This window comes from Mammaliicoccus sp. D-M19 (genome assembly GCF_022386695.1).
Classification (GTDB): domain Bacteria; phylum Bacillota; class Bacilli; order Staphylococcales; family Staphylococcaceae; genus Mammaliicoccus; species Mammaliicoccus sciuri.
In genome coordinates, this window is sequence record NZ_JAJNHW010000007.1 from 76,094 (window position 1) to 93,115 (window position 17,022).

Consider the following 17,022-nt stretch of genomic DNA (forward strand, 5'->3'; position numbering starts at 1 on the left):
TAGCTTGAGTTATGACCCTTATTTACTTTAAAGGAGGGATTTTATTGGAAAGTAATGAATACAAATTATTATTAGATGAAATTGAAAAGTTAAAATTTCACAACACTAGCTTATTAACACTTATCGGACTACTACATACTGAAGATATGAAAGAACCTACAATTCAGGAGACTGTAGTTTTGTTTGATTTATCTAAAAAAGACTTAAGAGAATTCTCTGCATTAGTAAAGAACTATAATGGTAATAATCTTGCTTTTGAACAAAAAGCTTTAAGAATTAATCCTATTTTTATAAGAAGAAACATAATTTCTATTTTAAAATCATTTATTGTTTCAGAAATGTTACTAGAAAAAAGTCGAGAAATACTAAATTCTTATGAATAATATTTACTTTAATATATTTCTTGGTTGTCACTTTACTTTTGTTCTATTTTCAATTCCTGAGACATCAAATTAATAATGATAAATATATATAATATGCCAACTAATGGTGCGTAGAATGTCCACCAGTTTGTTGTTAGCTCGTTAGAGTGAAAGCCTAATAAACTGCTTAAGTCATTGATACTTGGTCGTTCTATAATTTCACATGCGGGTCCATAGCAAACCTTTGTACCTCCTAAGAATATTTTGAAGAAGGCTAGGTGTGTCATGACGAGCAAAGTTTGAAAACATATTCTCAAAAATATGATTAAATATTGAGTTTGTATGTTAGGTAATACATGTTTGATAAAAATATGTTTATCATGAGGACTAATGGTATAAGCAGCTTCGATATAGTCTTGATTTAATATATGCTGAGTTGATTCTTTTATCAGCATTGTTGTCGTTGGTGTCATTAAGATTGTCAGAATAATGATATTATAAATCATTCTAAATTGCATATTAGTCGTAAATCCATCTATTGTTTCATATAGTAAAGGTTGTAATAAGATATACGCCAATATAGATTGAGGAATATAAAATAAAGCATTAGAGAAGATACTGTAAATACTTGTTGTCTTGCGATTAAATGCTAAATAAGTTCCAATTACTACTGAACAAAGAACAGATAAACTTGATATGACGATGATAATCAGTATAGTGATACGATATCCTGATAACACTTCAAATAACATGTTTTTAGAAGCGGTATCCACACCAAACAATGCTTTAAAGCTAGGTGCAAATGGCGAGCTTTTCATAATATCCCCATTAGAATTGTATAGAAAATTCATAGATTTAGGCGTGATGTTTAGTAAATCAAAATAAATCACACCAACTAGGGCGGGTAAGATAAGTAACGTTAATAGTATATAAAATTTCTTCATGATAACCCTCCCCGTACGCCAGTGATGGTAAATAATACTTTATGACTCATAAATATGGCGAGAGATATAGGTACATAAATCAATATAAACGTGACAAATAATACTTCTGGAGATCCATAATCAAATATAAATGATGACAAACCGTGCATGTTAAAGATTCTTTCCAAAAGTAATAAACTTGAAAGCGTGATCCAAATAATATGTTTAAAATTGATTAAATATGATGCAAACAAATTCCTTAATATGTGTTTAAAGTATAGCTCTATATTTGATAAACCCTTCGCTCTAGAAAATTCAACAAAATCTGCACGAGATACATCATCTAGAATACTACTTAAAAATGTCACACTACTCACTAAAGGTATAATGGATAGCACCAAAATAGGGAATATTAAAGCTTTATCCTCGGAACTATTCGCTACATTAAACAATAGAATATCTGTATATCGATAAAATAATATCACCAATGAAATAGAAAAAGGTATGTAAAAAATATCGGGAATAATAGATAGAACTGTATTAATTTTTAAATACCATTTTTTAATATGGTCATTAACATATAGAAGGTATGTAAATAATAAAGATACGATAAAAGCTAACAATAGCGCAGCAAACAAAATCACAATAGTATTTATCCAAGGTTCAATAAAGAATGGAAATAAACTGCGTTCAACATGTGATATTTTATTTGTAAATATAATCTCTTGAGGATGAAATGTGTATAAAAATGTCGACTTCAAGGCATTAAGATAATTCAAGAAACTAAAATGTTGATCATCGAATAAAGCAGGCAAACATGCTAATAATAAGAATGCAATTATCGCCATGATGAAATTGTATAATTTTCTCATAAGGCATTTACCTACTTTCTAAAGATAATATGTATTACTGCTAGTGTAAAATGATACTTATATTTAATTTACATATTTTTGAAGGTATTTACAAGGGTGTATAGAAAGTATTGTTGCTGAGAAATGAAATAAAAGCCACGACGTAATTTGTCATGGCTTTTATTAATCTTCTTTAGACTTTATATACCACGCATCCATTGCGGAGTGGTCAGAACCTGGGAGTGGTTCGTTTAACAGTGTAAATCCAAATTTCTCATATAGGATACATGCTGCTTTTAATTCATGCATTGTTTCTAAATAACATTGTTCATATTGTTCAAAGGCAAAGGACAGAGCGGTTTCCATGAGTTTCTTGGAAAGTCCTAGTCCTTGTGCTTTTGGAATTAAATATAATTTTTGTAATTCGCAAACTTTATCATGTTCGTTAAACGGGGCCATTCCAACGCCACCCACAATTTCTTCTTCAATTTCAGCTACCCAATAGTTCGAATGGTTTAAATTAGCATAATATTTGTGAAGATCGTTAAGTTGAGGATCATAATAAGCTGACCCAGGAATCGCAAGTCCAAGTGATTCTAATGAGCTTTGTATAATTTCTTTTACTTTTGCGTTATCTTCTTGTGTCATTTCTCGAATAATCATAAAAGAACTCCTTTACTTTGGGCTTAATCAAGATTATGTTAGATTAATTTATTTGAAATAATATTAGGCCTCATTATATATGAACCCAATCATTTTGCCCAATTATTAGTGAAAATACCTGAATAACAAGATAACAAAAAGCCATGACGTTATTTGTCACGGCTATCGCGTACTTGAGTGTTTTTTCTATTTATATAAAGAATGATAACGCCAACTATAAAAAAGTAATAGATTAACATTGTATAAATATTTGCCCACCCAGCTGCTTTTAGCAGTATAAAACCTAAGCTCATACTCATAAATATCGTGAGATTTATAAATAACGCTTTAATCCTTTGTCTTCGTGTTACATGTATTTGACTCTCGTGAAATTGATATCTTAAATATATACCAATACTGTAGGCAAATAAACATATCATATATGAAATATCATTATGCGTCATATAGACAATTACATCATAAATGACATTGGTCAAAATAACCCCTAATACAACAAATAACTCTACCATCTCGTACCACACCTAAATAAAAGTTTTGAATTTGTTAAAACTAATTATTTTATTCATTAAAGCCTTTTAAAAAGTCTTGCTTGTTAAATTTAAATATATCATCATGTAACATCAAATCATGATTCGAATCTCGCTCAAGTTTGATGTTTTTATAATACGCCAATAAAGTTGCTATAACGCCATCATGAGTTATGATTACATTATTTTTATCATCATCTATATATTTATCAATGAATTCTTTAAAATGTGAAATAAATGCTTCTTCATTTAAATCATTTGGATGCGCTACGTCGGTTACACTTATAAAATTCAAACTTATATTATAATCACTTGGTACCATTTGATCACATGGATTTAAAGAAACTTTTTTATAAGGATAAATTCTAGGTGCTAATATATCAACAACTGTAATATCATTTTCATCACTTAATAATTGTGCGCTTTCTATAGCTCTGACAGTAGGACTAACCCAAAATCTTGAATCACTTCTAATTTCTTTTCTTAACTTTTTATAATCTTCTTTTCCTTGTAATGTTAACTTTGGATTCCTTATATTAAAACTATAAGGTTCATCTGTATTATGTTCAGCTTGACCATGTCTTATAATATAAATCATTATAGCTACCCCCATAATCTTCATTATATGTTTTATTATAGCTATTTGTTAGGTTTCAATCATTAATAATAATACAACTTCAATTCATTTCACAGGCAATATTTTTTCATTAATAAAAAGATAATGATTTAAAATAAATAATTTTGAAAAATTTATATTTTACCTGAGTTACTTTGTAACAATAATGTAAATTTACTTAATGTGATATAAGTATTAAATATTATAGGAGTGATTCGGATGATTAAGTATAGTGAATTTGAAGGCAAAACGGTTCTGATTACGGCTGCGTTTTCGGGTATTGGTAAGGCTACTGCTTTAAAATTTGATAAAAATGGTGAAATATTGTGTTTGATGATTTTGATGAACGTTCTAAACAAACGGTTCAAGAAATCAAAGACAAATATAGTAAAACCATTTTTGTAAGAACAGATGTTTCACAACCTGACCAAGTGAAAAATTTAGTCGATAAAACAGTTGAAACATTTGGCAGTTTAGATCATGTATATAATAACGCAGGTATTCTAAATAAACTAAATAAATTTGATGATATTGACGTAGATACTTTTGATAAAGTATTAGATGTAGACATTTAAGGCGTCTTCTTATCTATGAAATATGAAATTCAACCATGCTTGAAAACGGTGGAACGATTGTAAACACAGCTTTTGTAGCAGGTTTAATAGCAGACCTTGAAATGAATCCATATATTGCAGCTAACCATGCTGTAGTAGGGATGGCAAAATCAGCAAGATTCGATTACGGTGAAAATGGGGGTAGAATTAATGCGATTGCACCAGGACTAACAGAAACAGAAATGACTAAATCTCGGAAAGGCAATCCATAGAAATGGTATTATTCCTATCTTCAGACGTAGCTAAATTCATGACAGCACAAGTTTATCTCGCAGACGGAGGACAAATAGCATACTAAATGAAGTTGAATATATAGAATGAAAAAACAGAAGACTCTTATCGAGACTTCTGTTTTTTATGGATATTTTTATAGAGAAATTACTAAGAAAATAATTAAAAGAATCGCAAAAGTGTAATTTGTATTAAAAAGTTTTAAAGTACATGAACTTATTTGGATAAATATTACAAATTATTTTTCTATTGTAGTATTTGCTGATTACATTTCACGAAGAGAGTATTTTGAACAGAGAAAGGCTGAGTATTGCACGCTATGAAAATGGAGAATACATAATCATTCATTAAATAAAACAAATAATTTTTGATGCTATAGATATAAAATATATATAATGATTAACGCTATATCAATATAATCTATTAGTATATGTATAATATATGATAATTAAAGATTTAATTATTAATTTTTGTTGATTTGGAAATTTTTACATAGAAGTCAATTGATAATGATTATCAGTTGATGTATTATAATCCTGTAAGATTCTAAAAATAATAACAAATGACACAAGGAGTGGATGTTTTATTGAATAAATATTTGATCGACAACCATAATGAATTTGATAAATCTATTCTTTTATTTCCATTTGCAGGCGGCGGATCCAATAATTTTTATATGAATAAAATTGAAAGTTTTAGTATTTTCATATGAATTATTTGTTAATGAAATATACATAGAAATGAAATTTCATTTAAAAAACATATTCATGGTAAAACCTATGAATATAAAAAAATTTAATTGTTAAAACGTAATGACTACGTTTATCAATAAAGACGATTTTAAATTTTTTCTCAAATAGAAATATCATGACATCATATAAATTTTATTCATAAAGTAAATACTCATATTAAAACAAATAATATAGTTACAGATTTCTAGTTTAGAGACACTTTATTAAGAAAGCATATATTGTAATGAGGAGGGATTAAGTGCATTTAGGTCAATTTGAATATCCATATAGAAAGTTATTTCGACCGCACGTTTTAGTCGTTTATACCCATTTAAGCTATTTACCTAAAATATCATATGATAAGTTGTCGTTGCATTTTACAACATTTGAAAAAGAAAAACTCAACTTATATAAAGACGAGCGTGCAAAATATGAATACGCTTATTCGCATTTCCTATTAAGAGAGATTATAAAAAATGAATTTCATATGTCATACGATATATTAACATTTAATTTTCCAGAACATGATAAACCATTTAGCGATAAACTAAACTTTAATTTATCACATAGTCACGGTTATTTAGCTTTCATTTTTAGTAGAAATTTGGATGTTGGTATAGATGTACAGAAGCATGTGTACTTAAGTGATAATGATCTACTTTCTATTACAGAGACATTATTTTCTGAAAGAGATTATAAGCTAATAGAAATTGCATCTAATAAATTGGAGGAGTTCTATAAGATTTGGACTCAAAAAGAATCATATGGTAAGGCAATAGGAAAAGGATTATTATATCCGACAAGAAACGTGTTTGTAGATTCAATTCAGAATATAGTTATTGATCTTAATCATCATCAACCATTGGGCTGGAATTGTGAAACAGTATATATTCGTAAAGAAGCAACAGTTTCATTTGCTTATCAAATAACACGGAAGGAGAATGTGTAATTTATTAACTAAGTTACATACTAGAGACTATGAAGAATAAAAATCTAATTAAACTTACAAAAATCATGGGGAATTATGTTTATCTGTTTTATGCTTCTATCGCAATATCTATCATTTCAAGTGTAGTGAGTCTTGGCGCTTATTTGAATGTTTATTATGTAGTGAAGGAAATGTTGACTGCTAAAAATGGATTAACTGAGCCAGTTGTTGACAATATGACGCAGTATGGTTGGAATGCAGTATTATATGTGTCGATAGCTTTTGGTTTATATGGTCTTGCACTTTTATTGTCACATATAGTTGCTTTTAACACAGTAGCGAAATATAGAATTCAACTCATTTATCACATGAAATCATTACCGTTAGGATATTTTCAAAAGCATCAAACTGGTAAATTGAGAAAACTTGTAGAAAAAAATACAGAAGAAGTTGAACATTACATAGCCCATCAAGTGCCTGATATGGCACAAGCACTTACGACACCTATTGCGTTTTTAGTACTTATTTTTATTTTTGATTGGAAATTATCACTTGTTTGTCTCATACCGGTCATCATTGGATTTATGTTGCTACGCTTTATGATGGGTGGAGAAAGTGAAAAATTCCTAGAACAATATCAAGCAGCATCTACTAGTATGGGCAATGATGTTGTGGAGTATGTTCGAGGTATTTCTGTTGTAAAAGTATTTGGACAAACAGTATTTTCATTTAAAGTCTTTAACAAGGCTATAGAGAATTATCGAGATTTTACTATAAAATACGCACTTTCAATGAGAAATGCGATGAGTGGTTATATTGTTTGTGTTTATGGAATATTTGCATTCTTAATTCCAGCTGCAATTATCTTCTTTAATTATAAGGATAATCAAATTGATATGTTATTAAGTTATATATTCTTTGCGATTTTCACACCTTTAGTCGCATTTATGTTAATGCGAATTATGGAAAGTTCGTATAAAGCAATGATTATTTTTAATGCAATGGATAATTTAGAATCAACTATTTATAGCGCACAGCCTCTACCTACACGTAATAGCTTAAAAATATATGAAAATTACGACGTAAAATTTGAAAATGTAACATTTACTTATGAAGGTATGACTAATCAAGCCATACATGAATTAACATTTAAAAGCCCTTCAAACTCTGTCACAGCTATAGTTGGACCCTCTGGAAGTGGAAAATCAACGATATTTAATTTGATTACACGATTTTATGATATTGACGAAGGCAACGTAACCATTGGTGGTATTGATGTACGTGATTTAGAATATGATGATTTAATGTCAAATATTAGTTATGTATTTCAAGAAACAAAATTATTTAAGATGAGTTTGCTTGAAAATATTAGGTTTTATCGACCTGATGCAAGTATTGAAGAGGTAGAACGTGCAGTAGACCAAGCACAGTGCCGTGAAATTATAAACAAAATGCCTCAAGGTTTAGAGACAGTATTTGGAACGAAAGGTGTATACCTTTCAGGAGGAGAAATTCAACGTATTGCAATTGCTCGTGCAATATTAAAAGATGCTCCAATTGTACTATTAGATGAAGCTACCGCTTTTAGTGATGCAGAAAATGAATATAAAATACAAAAAGCATTAAATTCAGTAATGAAAGGTAAGACGGTATTAATGATTGCGCATCGACTATCCACAATAACTCATGCGGATCAAATATTAGTAATGGATGCTGGATCTCTTGTCGAAAGAGGAAAACATGATGAGCTGATTGCACTAGATGGCGTCTATGCGAAGATGTATCGAAATTATCAAGAAAGTGTGAGCTGGAAGATAGGAGTGACAGGATGAATATTCAGCAATTATTTTCATTAACTCAACAAGGTAAGAAAGACTTATATAAAACGACGTTCTTAACGACATTGCATCAAATCTCAGTTGTATTGCCCATTATTTTATTAGTCATGTTGGCTGAGGATATGATTAAACACATTCAAGAGTCACAAGAACAACCCATTCTACTTTGGGGCTATTTAATTGCTTGTATTATCCTATTAGCCATAATTTTTGTTATTTATTTAGTAACGTACCAACAAATGTATATTAATTCTGGGACAGAATCAGCGAAAATGCGATTGAGAATGGCCGAGAAGTTTCGTAAATTACCACTATCATATTTAGGAGAAAAAGATTTAAGTGATTTTACAAGTACATTGATGGATGATGTTTCTGTTATAGAGAAACAGTTAACAAGTGATTTTGCAAACTTAGTGTCTGGTATTCTATCTAGTGGTTTTATTACAGTGATATTGGCATTTTATAATTGGCAGATGGCTTTAGCACTCTTCCTATGTATGCCTGTTTCTTTACTTTTTATTATACTTTCGAAATTTGTTACAACACCAACTAATAAGAAAAATAGACAACTCAAACTAAACATTTCTGAAAGTTTGCAAGAATTCTTTGAGAATATCAAAGTGATTAAATCTTCCAGTCAAAAAGAACAATATATTCAAAAATTAACACATACAATTAAATCTGTAATTCCATGGGCAGTCCTATATGAAGTTCTAGTAGGGATCTTTATCTCTATCTCTTATAACATCTTAAGAGTTGGTTTAGGTATCGTTGTACTACTTGGAACTTATCTTTTAGTACAACAACAGTTGACGGTACTTGGATTTATACTATTTATCTTTGTAGCAGTACGTATTTATGACCCCTTAACAAATTCGTTATACAAAATTGGTGAATTTATTTATTCACTTGTTAGTGCAAGGCGCATCAAAAATATCTTTGAGATTGAAGAACAAAGTGGTTCTTCAAATGTTGAATTAACAAAATTTGATATCGAGTTCCGAAATGTTGCTTTTGGTTATAACGATAAAGAAGTTATCCATGGTATTTCTTTTACTGCAAAGCAAGGTGAAATCACAGCTTTAGTCGGTCCATCTGGTTGTGGTAAGAGTACATTGGCTAAATTGTCAGCACGCTTTTGGGATACCCATATTGGAGAAATTTTAATTGATGGTCATAATATTAATGAAATTCATCCAGAAAAATTATTATCTTACTATTCCATTGTATTCCAAGATGTCATCCTTTTTAACGATACAGTATTTAATAATATAAAAGTTGGTAATAGTAATGCAACGGATGAGGAAGTTTATAAAGCTGCTGCAATGGCAAATTGTACGGACTTTATTACACGTTTACCAGATGGGTTTGAAACCGTAATTGGAGAGAATGGACAAACTTTATCAGGAGGTGAGCGTCAACGTTTATCGATTGCTAGAGCTTTCTTAAAACAAGCACCCATCGTGTTGTTAGATGAAGCAACTGCATCACTCGATCCTGAAAACGAAATATTGATTCAAAATGCCATTAGTGAATTAATTAAAGATAAAACAGTCATGGTAATTGCACATCGTCTTAAAACGATTGAACACTGTGATCAAATTGTAGTACTTAAAGAAGGAAGAATAGAAGAAAAAGGTAAACATGAACAATTGATGGCAAATGAGCATTTATACCATCATCTTGTAACCCTTCAACGCAAAAGTGGTGATTGGCAAGTAAATGAAGTATAAACATAAAATCATAGGAGAATGATCATGAGCAAGAAAACGATTGGGATTATTGGTAGATATGGGACAGTAGGTGAACAGTTAGTTGAATTATTAAAGAATCAATATCACATAATAGCAACATATTATTCAGAAAAACGAAAGGAAACTGATGTATATGTAGATATAAATTGCCCAAGTACTATGAGTTCTTTTGTAAAAAAGTGTGATGTAGTGGTGAATTGTGCAGGTCCTTCTTATATAGTTAGCGCTCGACTTAGTGAGTGGATGAATAAACATAGTATGCCTTATATTGATTTGTTTGGTGGCGATATTTTAGAGAAGGCAATAAACCAGTTACCGATTGACGTACCACATATTATAAATGCAGGTTCACAACCTGGTTTATCTGGTCTGATGGTATTATGGATGGCTCAAAAATTTGAGGCAAAAAACTCTGAAATAAAAATATATCAAGGTGGTAACGAATCAGGAGGAACAAATGCCTTGTTGGATATTTTGTTAAGTACAAAAGAAGGTTATGGTAAATCCAATTATTATATTAAAAATGGCAAGGGCATAGTCGATGAAATTAACGAAGAACATTATTTTAAAGATAATCAACATGCTTTTGCTCAGCTCTATTTTACTAAAGAGCTCGAACGCATTTTAAAGAATATACCTTTTACTACGATAAAATCATATATGCTGTTTAAGGATAAAATGAGCAAACAACTGTTAATGAATGGTTATGGAATAATCAATCAACACAATTTATCTAAGCAACAGAAGTTGACCCGTATTCGAAATCTTATGACTAAGTATCAAACCATTGGACAAAAATGGTTTGTACTTCGAATGGAAGCTAATGATAACAAGTATAAGTATGTTCTTACGATAAAAGATAAAAATAGTCACAAGCTTACAGCTTTAATCGCTGCACTTTGTGTAGAAAAAATTGTTAATGAGAAGTTGAGAACAGGATGTTACTGGGCTTGTGATATTTTAAATCCAAATAAAGTTGTAGAGCGACTCAAATTAGAAAATATTGATATTGAAGAGTATGTTGAAGAAATAGCTGGAAGGATGGAGGAAGGTGAAATATGAAGAAAAAAACAAAAATATTAGTTTGTGGTACGACATTTGGCCAAGTATATCTCGAAGGTATTCAATCTCACTCTGATTATGAACTCGTTGGTATCTTATCAACAGGAAGCAAACAGTCACTTCATTGCAGCCAACGTTATGAGGTACCGCTTTATACAGATATAACACAAATAGATGTTAAAAATATTGACATTGTATGTGTCGTGGTACGTTCCTCTATCGTAGGGGGTAAAGGTACGACAATAGCTAAACAATTTCTAGAAAAAGGTATACCTGTATTACAAGAGCAGCCTGTGCATGCAGAAGATATGCTTGATTGTTTAAAAACGGCTAGAACTCATAAATGTGTATACATGGTTAATACATTTTATCCTCATATTGAAACAGTTAATCATTTTATCAATTGTGCTAAAAAAATTAAAGATCAAAGTAAATTAATCCATATAGATGCAGTATGTAGTGTACAAGTTTTATATCCATTGTTAGACATTTTGAATCAAAGTATAGGCGGATTGAGTCCTTTTCGCGTCAATAAACAAACATACAAAAACGGTTTGTTTACAACAGTTAGTGGAGAAATCAAGGAGATATCCTACGATATTAAGATTCAAAACCAATTGGATGCGAATAATCCGGATAATTTCTTTCATTTACTACATAAAATAGATATTTATTATGAAGGTGGTCGTTTGAGTTTAAGTGATACCCATCGATATTGCACTTGGTACCCAAGAGTATTTATTCCTAATGATGAACAAGGTAATTTGAATTTATATACTGATAATGCATTTTTGAAATTGCCAGTAAGTGAAAATGACTATAACACAAATCAGAATATTTCATATCAAAAGGTTTATGAGAAACTTTGGCCTGAAGCTATCAAAAGTGCTTTGATAGAATTTGAAAAAGGTATGCTCGATTCCAAAAAGACATTGCAATATTTACAACAACTTTTTTCTCTTTGTCAATTATGGAAAGAAATTGGCCAACGTATTGGACCCATAGAGTATATTGAAGGTTCAAAAATCAACCCACTAAGTATAGGTGGATTAATTAAGAAGGAGAGATAGCATGGAAGTTCAGCAATTAATCAAGTCATTTGAAGAACAAGGTATTATGCTTTGGATAGATGGAGAAAAATTAAAATACAGAGCACCAAAAGATAGTTTACAGCAACAACATCTACAACAATTAAAAGCACATAAATCTGAAATTATCGATTATCTTAAATCGGTTTCAAAATTAATTCATCATGAAGGTGAACGCTATGAACCTTTTCCACTTACATCTATGCAAAAAGCATATGCTATCGGTAGGAACTTAGATCAAGAGTTAGGGGGTGTGGGCTGCAAGAGTTATGTAGAGATTAAAATGCCAAATTTATCACCGGAAAAATTTGAAACATGTTGGCATAAATTAATAAATCAACATGATATTTTAAGTACTATTGTAACCGAAGAGTATGTTCATAATTACGTAGATATTAAAGAAATGCCATCACTCAAGGTTAATGATTTAAGACAACAAGATATAGAGATTGCACATCAAACATTTTTGGATAAACGAAATGAGTTACAAAGAATGAATTTTAATATAGATGCATGGCCGCTTCATCATTTTGAGTTATCTTTATTTGAAGACTTCACTATCGTTCATTTCGTTATAGATATGATTATAGCGGACTTTACAAGTGTACATCAAATTATGAATGAACTAATGAAACTATATTATGATGAACAATCTTCTGAAGAATTATTTACTTTTCGTGATGTTTTAATCTTTGAACAAGCAAAACAAGATGATCCTAGAGAACAACAGTTATATTTAAGAGATAGAGATTACTGGATGAATAAAATAAGTGAAATGCCTATACAACCAGAACTTCCTGTACAAGTAGAAACATTTAATAATAAATCAGTTTCATTTACTCGTCATCCGTTTTCTATTGTTTCTTCGCAATGGTCAGATTTTAAAGATAAATGCAAAAAGTTTAATGTAACACCTTCTAATGCAGTGTTAACAATTTATAGGGATTTAATACAACAAAATTCTTTGAATGATTCATTTGCTATAAATATTACTTTAATGAATCGACACGAATACAGTGAAAATATAGATCAAGTTATTGGAGATTTTACTTCAGTAAATGTTTTAGATACTTCTTCTGAAAAGGAAACTTTTAAAGAAAGAGCAATACAAATACAAAAAGAATTATTCGCTAATTTAGATCATAAACGATTTAATGGTATTGAAGTATTAAGAGAACTTTCAAGACATCATGGTATGAACGTTATTATACCTGTGGTTTACACTAGCACATTAGGAATGGAGAAAAATAGTAAGCAGTTTGACATTGAGTATGGAGTGAGTGAGACTCCACAAGTACTAATTGATTGTCAAGTATTTGAAGCAGATGGTGTATTTGAATGTAACTTGGATGTTAGAGATAAGGCGTTTGAGGATGTATTTATAGAAGATTTTGTTGCTCAGTTCAAATTTCTACTTAGCAAGTTAGCAGAAGATGAGTCGCTTTGGCATAGTCATGATTTATTGGAAAAGCCATTGTTAGACCAGTCTCTAGTAGAACATCACCAACATAAAATACATTTAACAGATATTGATAATAGAATGACGGAGTTAATAAATGTAGATAAATCATACACGGTAGAAATAGAAAATGATACAGAATCACACCTTAAAACCTATCTTAAACCTATTGAAAAAGCGTATAAATTTAATGATAAAACATGCTCAAAATTACGTGATCATTTACAAAATGTGAGCAAAAATACTTTTGAAAATATAGATTCAGATGTTTTTAAAACGTGGAAAAATTTGTCGGAAATTACTTCTTTAGTCGATATGTTAGAAGTTTTTCGCTCATCTAATATTTTTAATGAAGTCGGAAACTATATATATGAAGCAGAGTTAATACAACAATTAAATGTATCTGAAAAATTTGTTGACACAGTAAAAAGATGGCTAACAGCCCTCTGCAAAGAATTCTATATTGTTAAAAATGAGCAAAAATATGCTTTAACTTATTTAGGTGAATCACATATTTTAAAGCGAAATGAGTATTGGCAAGCGTTTGAACAAGTGGAAGAAGAATTAAATTATAGTAGAACATTATTCGATTATCAAAAAGAATCGAGTAAACAATTACTTGCACAGATACAAGATAAAGTTAACGGGTTAAATCTTTTCTTTCCACAAGGAACCACAGACATAGCAATGGCTGCATATAATAAAAATTTGGTCAATAAAGGCTTAAATAGCATTGTGAAAGAAGCAGTAAAACAATTGTGTAATGGTCAAACTGACCCAGTTCATATACTTGAAGTAGGTGGAGGGGTAGCAGCTACTACTATAGATGTCCTACCAGTATTGGAAAATATAAAATTTAAGTATGATTTCACTGATGTTTCACAATATTTTTTGAATCATGGCAAAAAAATATTAAGCGAATATAACAATATCAATTATAAATTGTTTGATATTAATAAGTCATACGCGCAACAAGGTTTTGAAAAACAACACTATGATGTGATTTTGTGTCCGAACGTGCTACATAATTCAGAACATGCATTACTTGTGCTTAATCAGTTAAATGACTTACTTAAACCAAATGGTTATTTAATTATGATTGAAGCAACCACAGAATCATATTCTTTAATGACTTCTTTAGAATTAAAAGGAGGACTGGATCATTTTAAAGATATACGAAAAGATACGAATGAAACATTTTTTAGTCGTGAACAGTGGCATAGTTTACTAGAAGAATCTCACTTTAAACCTATTGCAATACTACCTGAAAAAAGTGAAGTGATGTACGAAAGCGGCCAAAGTGTGCTAGTCAGTCAGAGTATGAGTCCTTCTTTAGCAGTTTTAGAAGAGGAAGTCACAAAAGAAATCATATACTGGCCAAAATATATGCATGCAGATGTTATTGAGGTTACAAATCAAATTCCGAAAGATGAATCAACGAGAAGTTTATGGATTAAAAAACTTCAAGAAGCGGGTTCGAAAAATTTGACTTCTCAAGAAATTTCTCAACCCAAATCTCAGCTTGAAAGCTCATTGTTAAATATTTTAAAAGTATTGTTAGAAAGAGACGACATCGGAGTAAATGATAATTTTTATCAAGTCGGGGGTGATTCATTACTTGTTGCGAAATGGATTACAGAAGTGCAGTCCAGCATTGATTCGCTTTCAGTGTTTAGCTTTGAAGAATTAATGAAGGCTTTTGCTAAAAAACCTACTGTTCATGCCTTTGCAAATACATTAAACCAGTATGAAACAACTAAAGAAATAATCGCAGCACAAGAAAATAATTATAGCCATAATCACTTATACTTAAAAGCTCTTCACACTACAGATGACGAGCCAAAAGTAATTAAAGCGCTATTTCATGCAGGGACTGGCCGTTTGTTAGATTATAATTATATACTTCCTTATTTAATTGATGAGAGTCAAAATAACGAACATATTTATGGATTTACATATGGTGATGTTTCTGAATATGTAAGTCATCCTTATAAAAATTTAGTTGAACTTTTAGCTTATAAATATGCCAAAGCATTGATGGAATTAGATGCAGATGAATATGAATTGTATGGATACTGTGTAGGTGGTTTTTTAGCAATAGAAACAGCAAAAATTCTTTTAGAAAATGGAAAAAATGTTAAACCTATCAACTTAATTAGCTCTCATTTGTGTTTACATCATGTAAGTAATTCATTATTAATGGAAACTGCTTTTGCAAGTATTATAGGAGCGGATTTAGCGAAATCTGGATATAGTTTTTCTTTTGAAGAATTGACTCAATCGTTAAGCTCATTAGTTCAAGGAGAGGCAAGAGATATAAGTGATGAAGAATTATTTAGCCTAGAGGAAGATGAATGTTATCAAAATGTTGGTACAGCATATCGTAAATTAAACGAATTATCACAACATGAAAGATTAAAAAGAATCTATAACAGTATACCAGAACATAACTTTAATGGAACAAACAATACTTTTGAAAAATTAGTGGAACTTTATGAAGTGTTTAATCACACATATCTAGGAATGATTCACTATATACCTGAAACATATCTGGGTGACGTTAATGTGTTTGAACCGAAGGAATATGTTACAGATTTCTATCCAAAAACTAAAGAAGATGTGAGTTGGACAAGTTTTGTGTTAGGAGACATTGTAATGATGGAAGTAGAAGGGAATCATGCAACTTGTTTAGATTATAATCATACCAATAGTTTAGTGGAGGCAATCCACAATTTGGGGAAAGGGGTTAAATAATGAAGGTCAGTCATATTTTATATAAGGTAGATGATTTACAAAAAGCAGTTCAAGATTTTAGAAACCAAGGTTTTACTGTAGAATACGGCAAAAAAAAGAACCCATACAATGCTTTGATTTACTTTGAGGAAGGACCTTATATTGAATTGATTTACGATATGAACATGCCGATATTGATTCAAAGGTTATTAAGGTTTTTTGGTCAAAGCCAATTTGTAGAAAGTATTATGTCACAAAAAAAGGAAGATGAAGGATATATTAGATTGGCGTTTGAAGCGGAATTAAATGAATTTAAAAGTTTAAGGAAAAAATATAAACAGTGGGAATATCGTTCTATTGTTGTACCAGTAAAAAGAAAAGACTATCATCAATACTTATTGAAATGTAAATGTATATTCCCATATGACTCTAAACTACCATTTGTTAAATCACCGTTTGAAACGACAAGAATTTTTTCTCCAAATCATAAAAATAATATTAAATGTATTAAGCATATTACTTACAAAGTAGATCCTGAGCAATATGATCTTGTCAATTCAATGAATTCGGATTCTTTATTGGATGTTTCTAAAGGAGACTTTGAAATTAACATTGAATTTTAAGAAAGTAATAACACAGGAG

At 30.2% G+C, this 17,022-nt stretch carries 15 protein-coding genes; 10 read left to right on the forward strand and 5 right to left on the reverse strand.

Annotation, left to right across the window (positions count from 1 at the left end):
• The first annotated feature begins 44 nt into the window (after positions 1-44).
• Complete coding sequence (locus tag LQ675_RS12190) at positions 45-383, forward strand: hypothetical protein (RefSeq protein WP_048540373.1); 339 nt, start codon at positions 45-47, stop codon at positions 381-383.
• Positions 384-415: 32 nt separating this feature from the next.
• On the opposite strand, the gene LQ675_RS12195 is transcribed toward LQ675_RS12190, so the two are convergent.
• The 5 genes from LQ675_RS12195 to LQ675_RS12215 all read right to left on the reverse strand — a co-directional run bounded on the left by LQ675_RS12195 (position 416) and on the right by LQ675_RS12215 (position 3,924).
• Positions 416-1,306, reverse strand: a complete 891-nt coding sequence (locus LQ675_RS12195) for an ABC transporter permease subunit (RefSeq protein WP_048540374.1) — start codon at positions 1,304-1,306, stop codon at positions 416-418.
• Entirely contained in the window at positions 1,303-2,133 is an 831-nt protein-coding gene (locus LQ675_RS12200) for an ABC transporter permease subunit (protein WP_179135351.1), read from the reverse strand. Before LQ675_RS12200 ends, LQ675_RS12195 begins: the two co-directional genes overlap by 4 nt.
• 186 nt (positions 2,134-2,319) lie before the next feature.
• Complete coding sequence (locus LQ675_RS12205) at positions 2,320-2,799, reverse strand: GNAT family N-acetyltransferase (RefSeq protein ID WP_239727643.1); 480 nt, start codon at positions 2,797-2,799, stop codon at positions 2,320-2,322.
• A gap of 149 nt (positions 2,800-2,948) precedes the next feature.
• Positions 2,949-3,308: a hypothetical protein gene (locus tag LQ675_RS12210; RefSeq protein ID WP_084756261.1), complete on the reverse strand. Its 360-nt coding sequence runs from the start codon at positions 3,306-3,308 to the stop codon at positions 2,949-2,951.
• 49 nt (positions 3,309-3,357) lie between these two features.
• Positions 3,358-3,924, reverse strand: coding sequence for a phosphoglycerate mutase family protein (locus tag LQ675_RS12215; protein WP_058590940.1), 567 nt, complete (start codon positions 3,922-3,924; stop codon positions 3,358-3,360).
• A 344-nt stretch (positions 3,925-4,268) separates the two neighbouring features.
• Between LQ675_RS12215 and LQ675_RS15015 the strand changes: the two genes are divergently transcribed.
• The 9 genes from LQ675_RS15015 to LQ675_RS12255 all read left to right on the forward strand — a co-directional run bounded on the left by LQ675_RS15015 (position 4,269) and on the right by LQ675_RS12255 (position 17,003).
• Positions 4,269-4,517, forward strand: coding sequence for an SDR family oxidoreductase (locus tag LQ675_RS15015; protein ID WP_158258763.1), 249 nt, complete (start codon positions 4,269-4,271; stop codon positions 4,515-4,517).
• 35 nt (positions 4,518-4,552) lie between these two features.
• The gene (locus LQ675_RS15020) at positions 4,553-4,768 is read left to right on the forward strand and encodes an SDR family NAD(P)-dependent oxidoreductase (RefSeq protein WP_058590938.1); all 216 of its coding nucleotides are present in this window, start codon (positions 4,553-4,555) and stop codon (positions 4,766-4,768) included.
• 1,009 nt (positions 4,769-5,777) lie between these two features.
• A complete protein-coding gene (locus tag LQ675_RS12225; protein WP_239727655.1) occupies positions 5,778-6,467 on the forward strand; it encodes a 4'-phosphopantetheinyl transferase family protein in 690 nt (229 codons plus the stop codon).
• A gap of 29 nt (positions 6,468-6,496) precedes the next feature.
• Complete coding sequence (locus tag LQ675_RS12230; protein WP_106417291.1) at positions 6,497-8,278, forward strand: ABC transporter ATP-binding protein; 1,782 nt, start codon at positions 6,497-6,499, stop codon at positions 8,276-8,278.
• A complete protein-coding gene (locus tag LQ675_RS12235) occupies positions 8,275-10,017 on the forward strand; it encodes an ABC transporter ATP-binding protein (protein WP_119469774.1) in 1,743 nt (580 codons plus the stop codon). Before LQ675_RS12230 ends, LQ675_RS12235 begins: the two co-directional genes overlap by 4 nt.
• 24 nt (positions 10,018-10,041) lie before the next feature.
• Positions 10,042-11,100, forward strand: coding sequence for a hypothetical protein (locus LQ675_RS12240; protein WP_239727657.1), 1,059 nt, complete (start codon positions 10,042-10,044; stop codon positions 11,098-11,100).
• Complete coding sequence (locus tag LQ675_RS12245; protein ID WP_239727669.1) at positions 11,097-12,170, forward strand: Gfo/Idh/MocA family oxidoreductase; 1,074 nt, start codon at positions 11,097-11,099, stop codon at positions 12,168-12,170. The genes LQ675_RS12240 and LQ675_RS12245 overlap by 4 nt, the downstream gene beginning before the upstream one ends.
• Before the next feature lies 1 nt (position 12,171).
• Positions 12,172-16,401, forward strand: a complete 4,230-nt coding sequence (locus LQ675_RS12250) for a condensation domain-containing protein (RefSeq protein ID WP_239727678.1) — start codon at positions 12,172-12,174, stop codon at positions 16,399-16,401.
• On the forward strand, positions 16,401-17,003 hold the full coding sequence (locus tag LQ675_RS12255; RefSeq protein WP_239727680.1) for a VOC family protein: 603 nt from the start codon (positions 16,401-16,403) through the stop codon (positions 17,001-17,003). The genes LQ675_RS12250 and LQ675_RS12255 overlap by 1 nt, the downstream gene beginning before the upstream one ends.
• Positions 17,004-17,022: the final 19 nt, after the last annotated feature.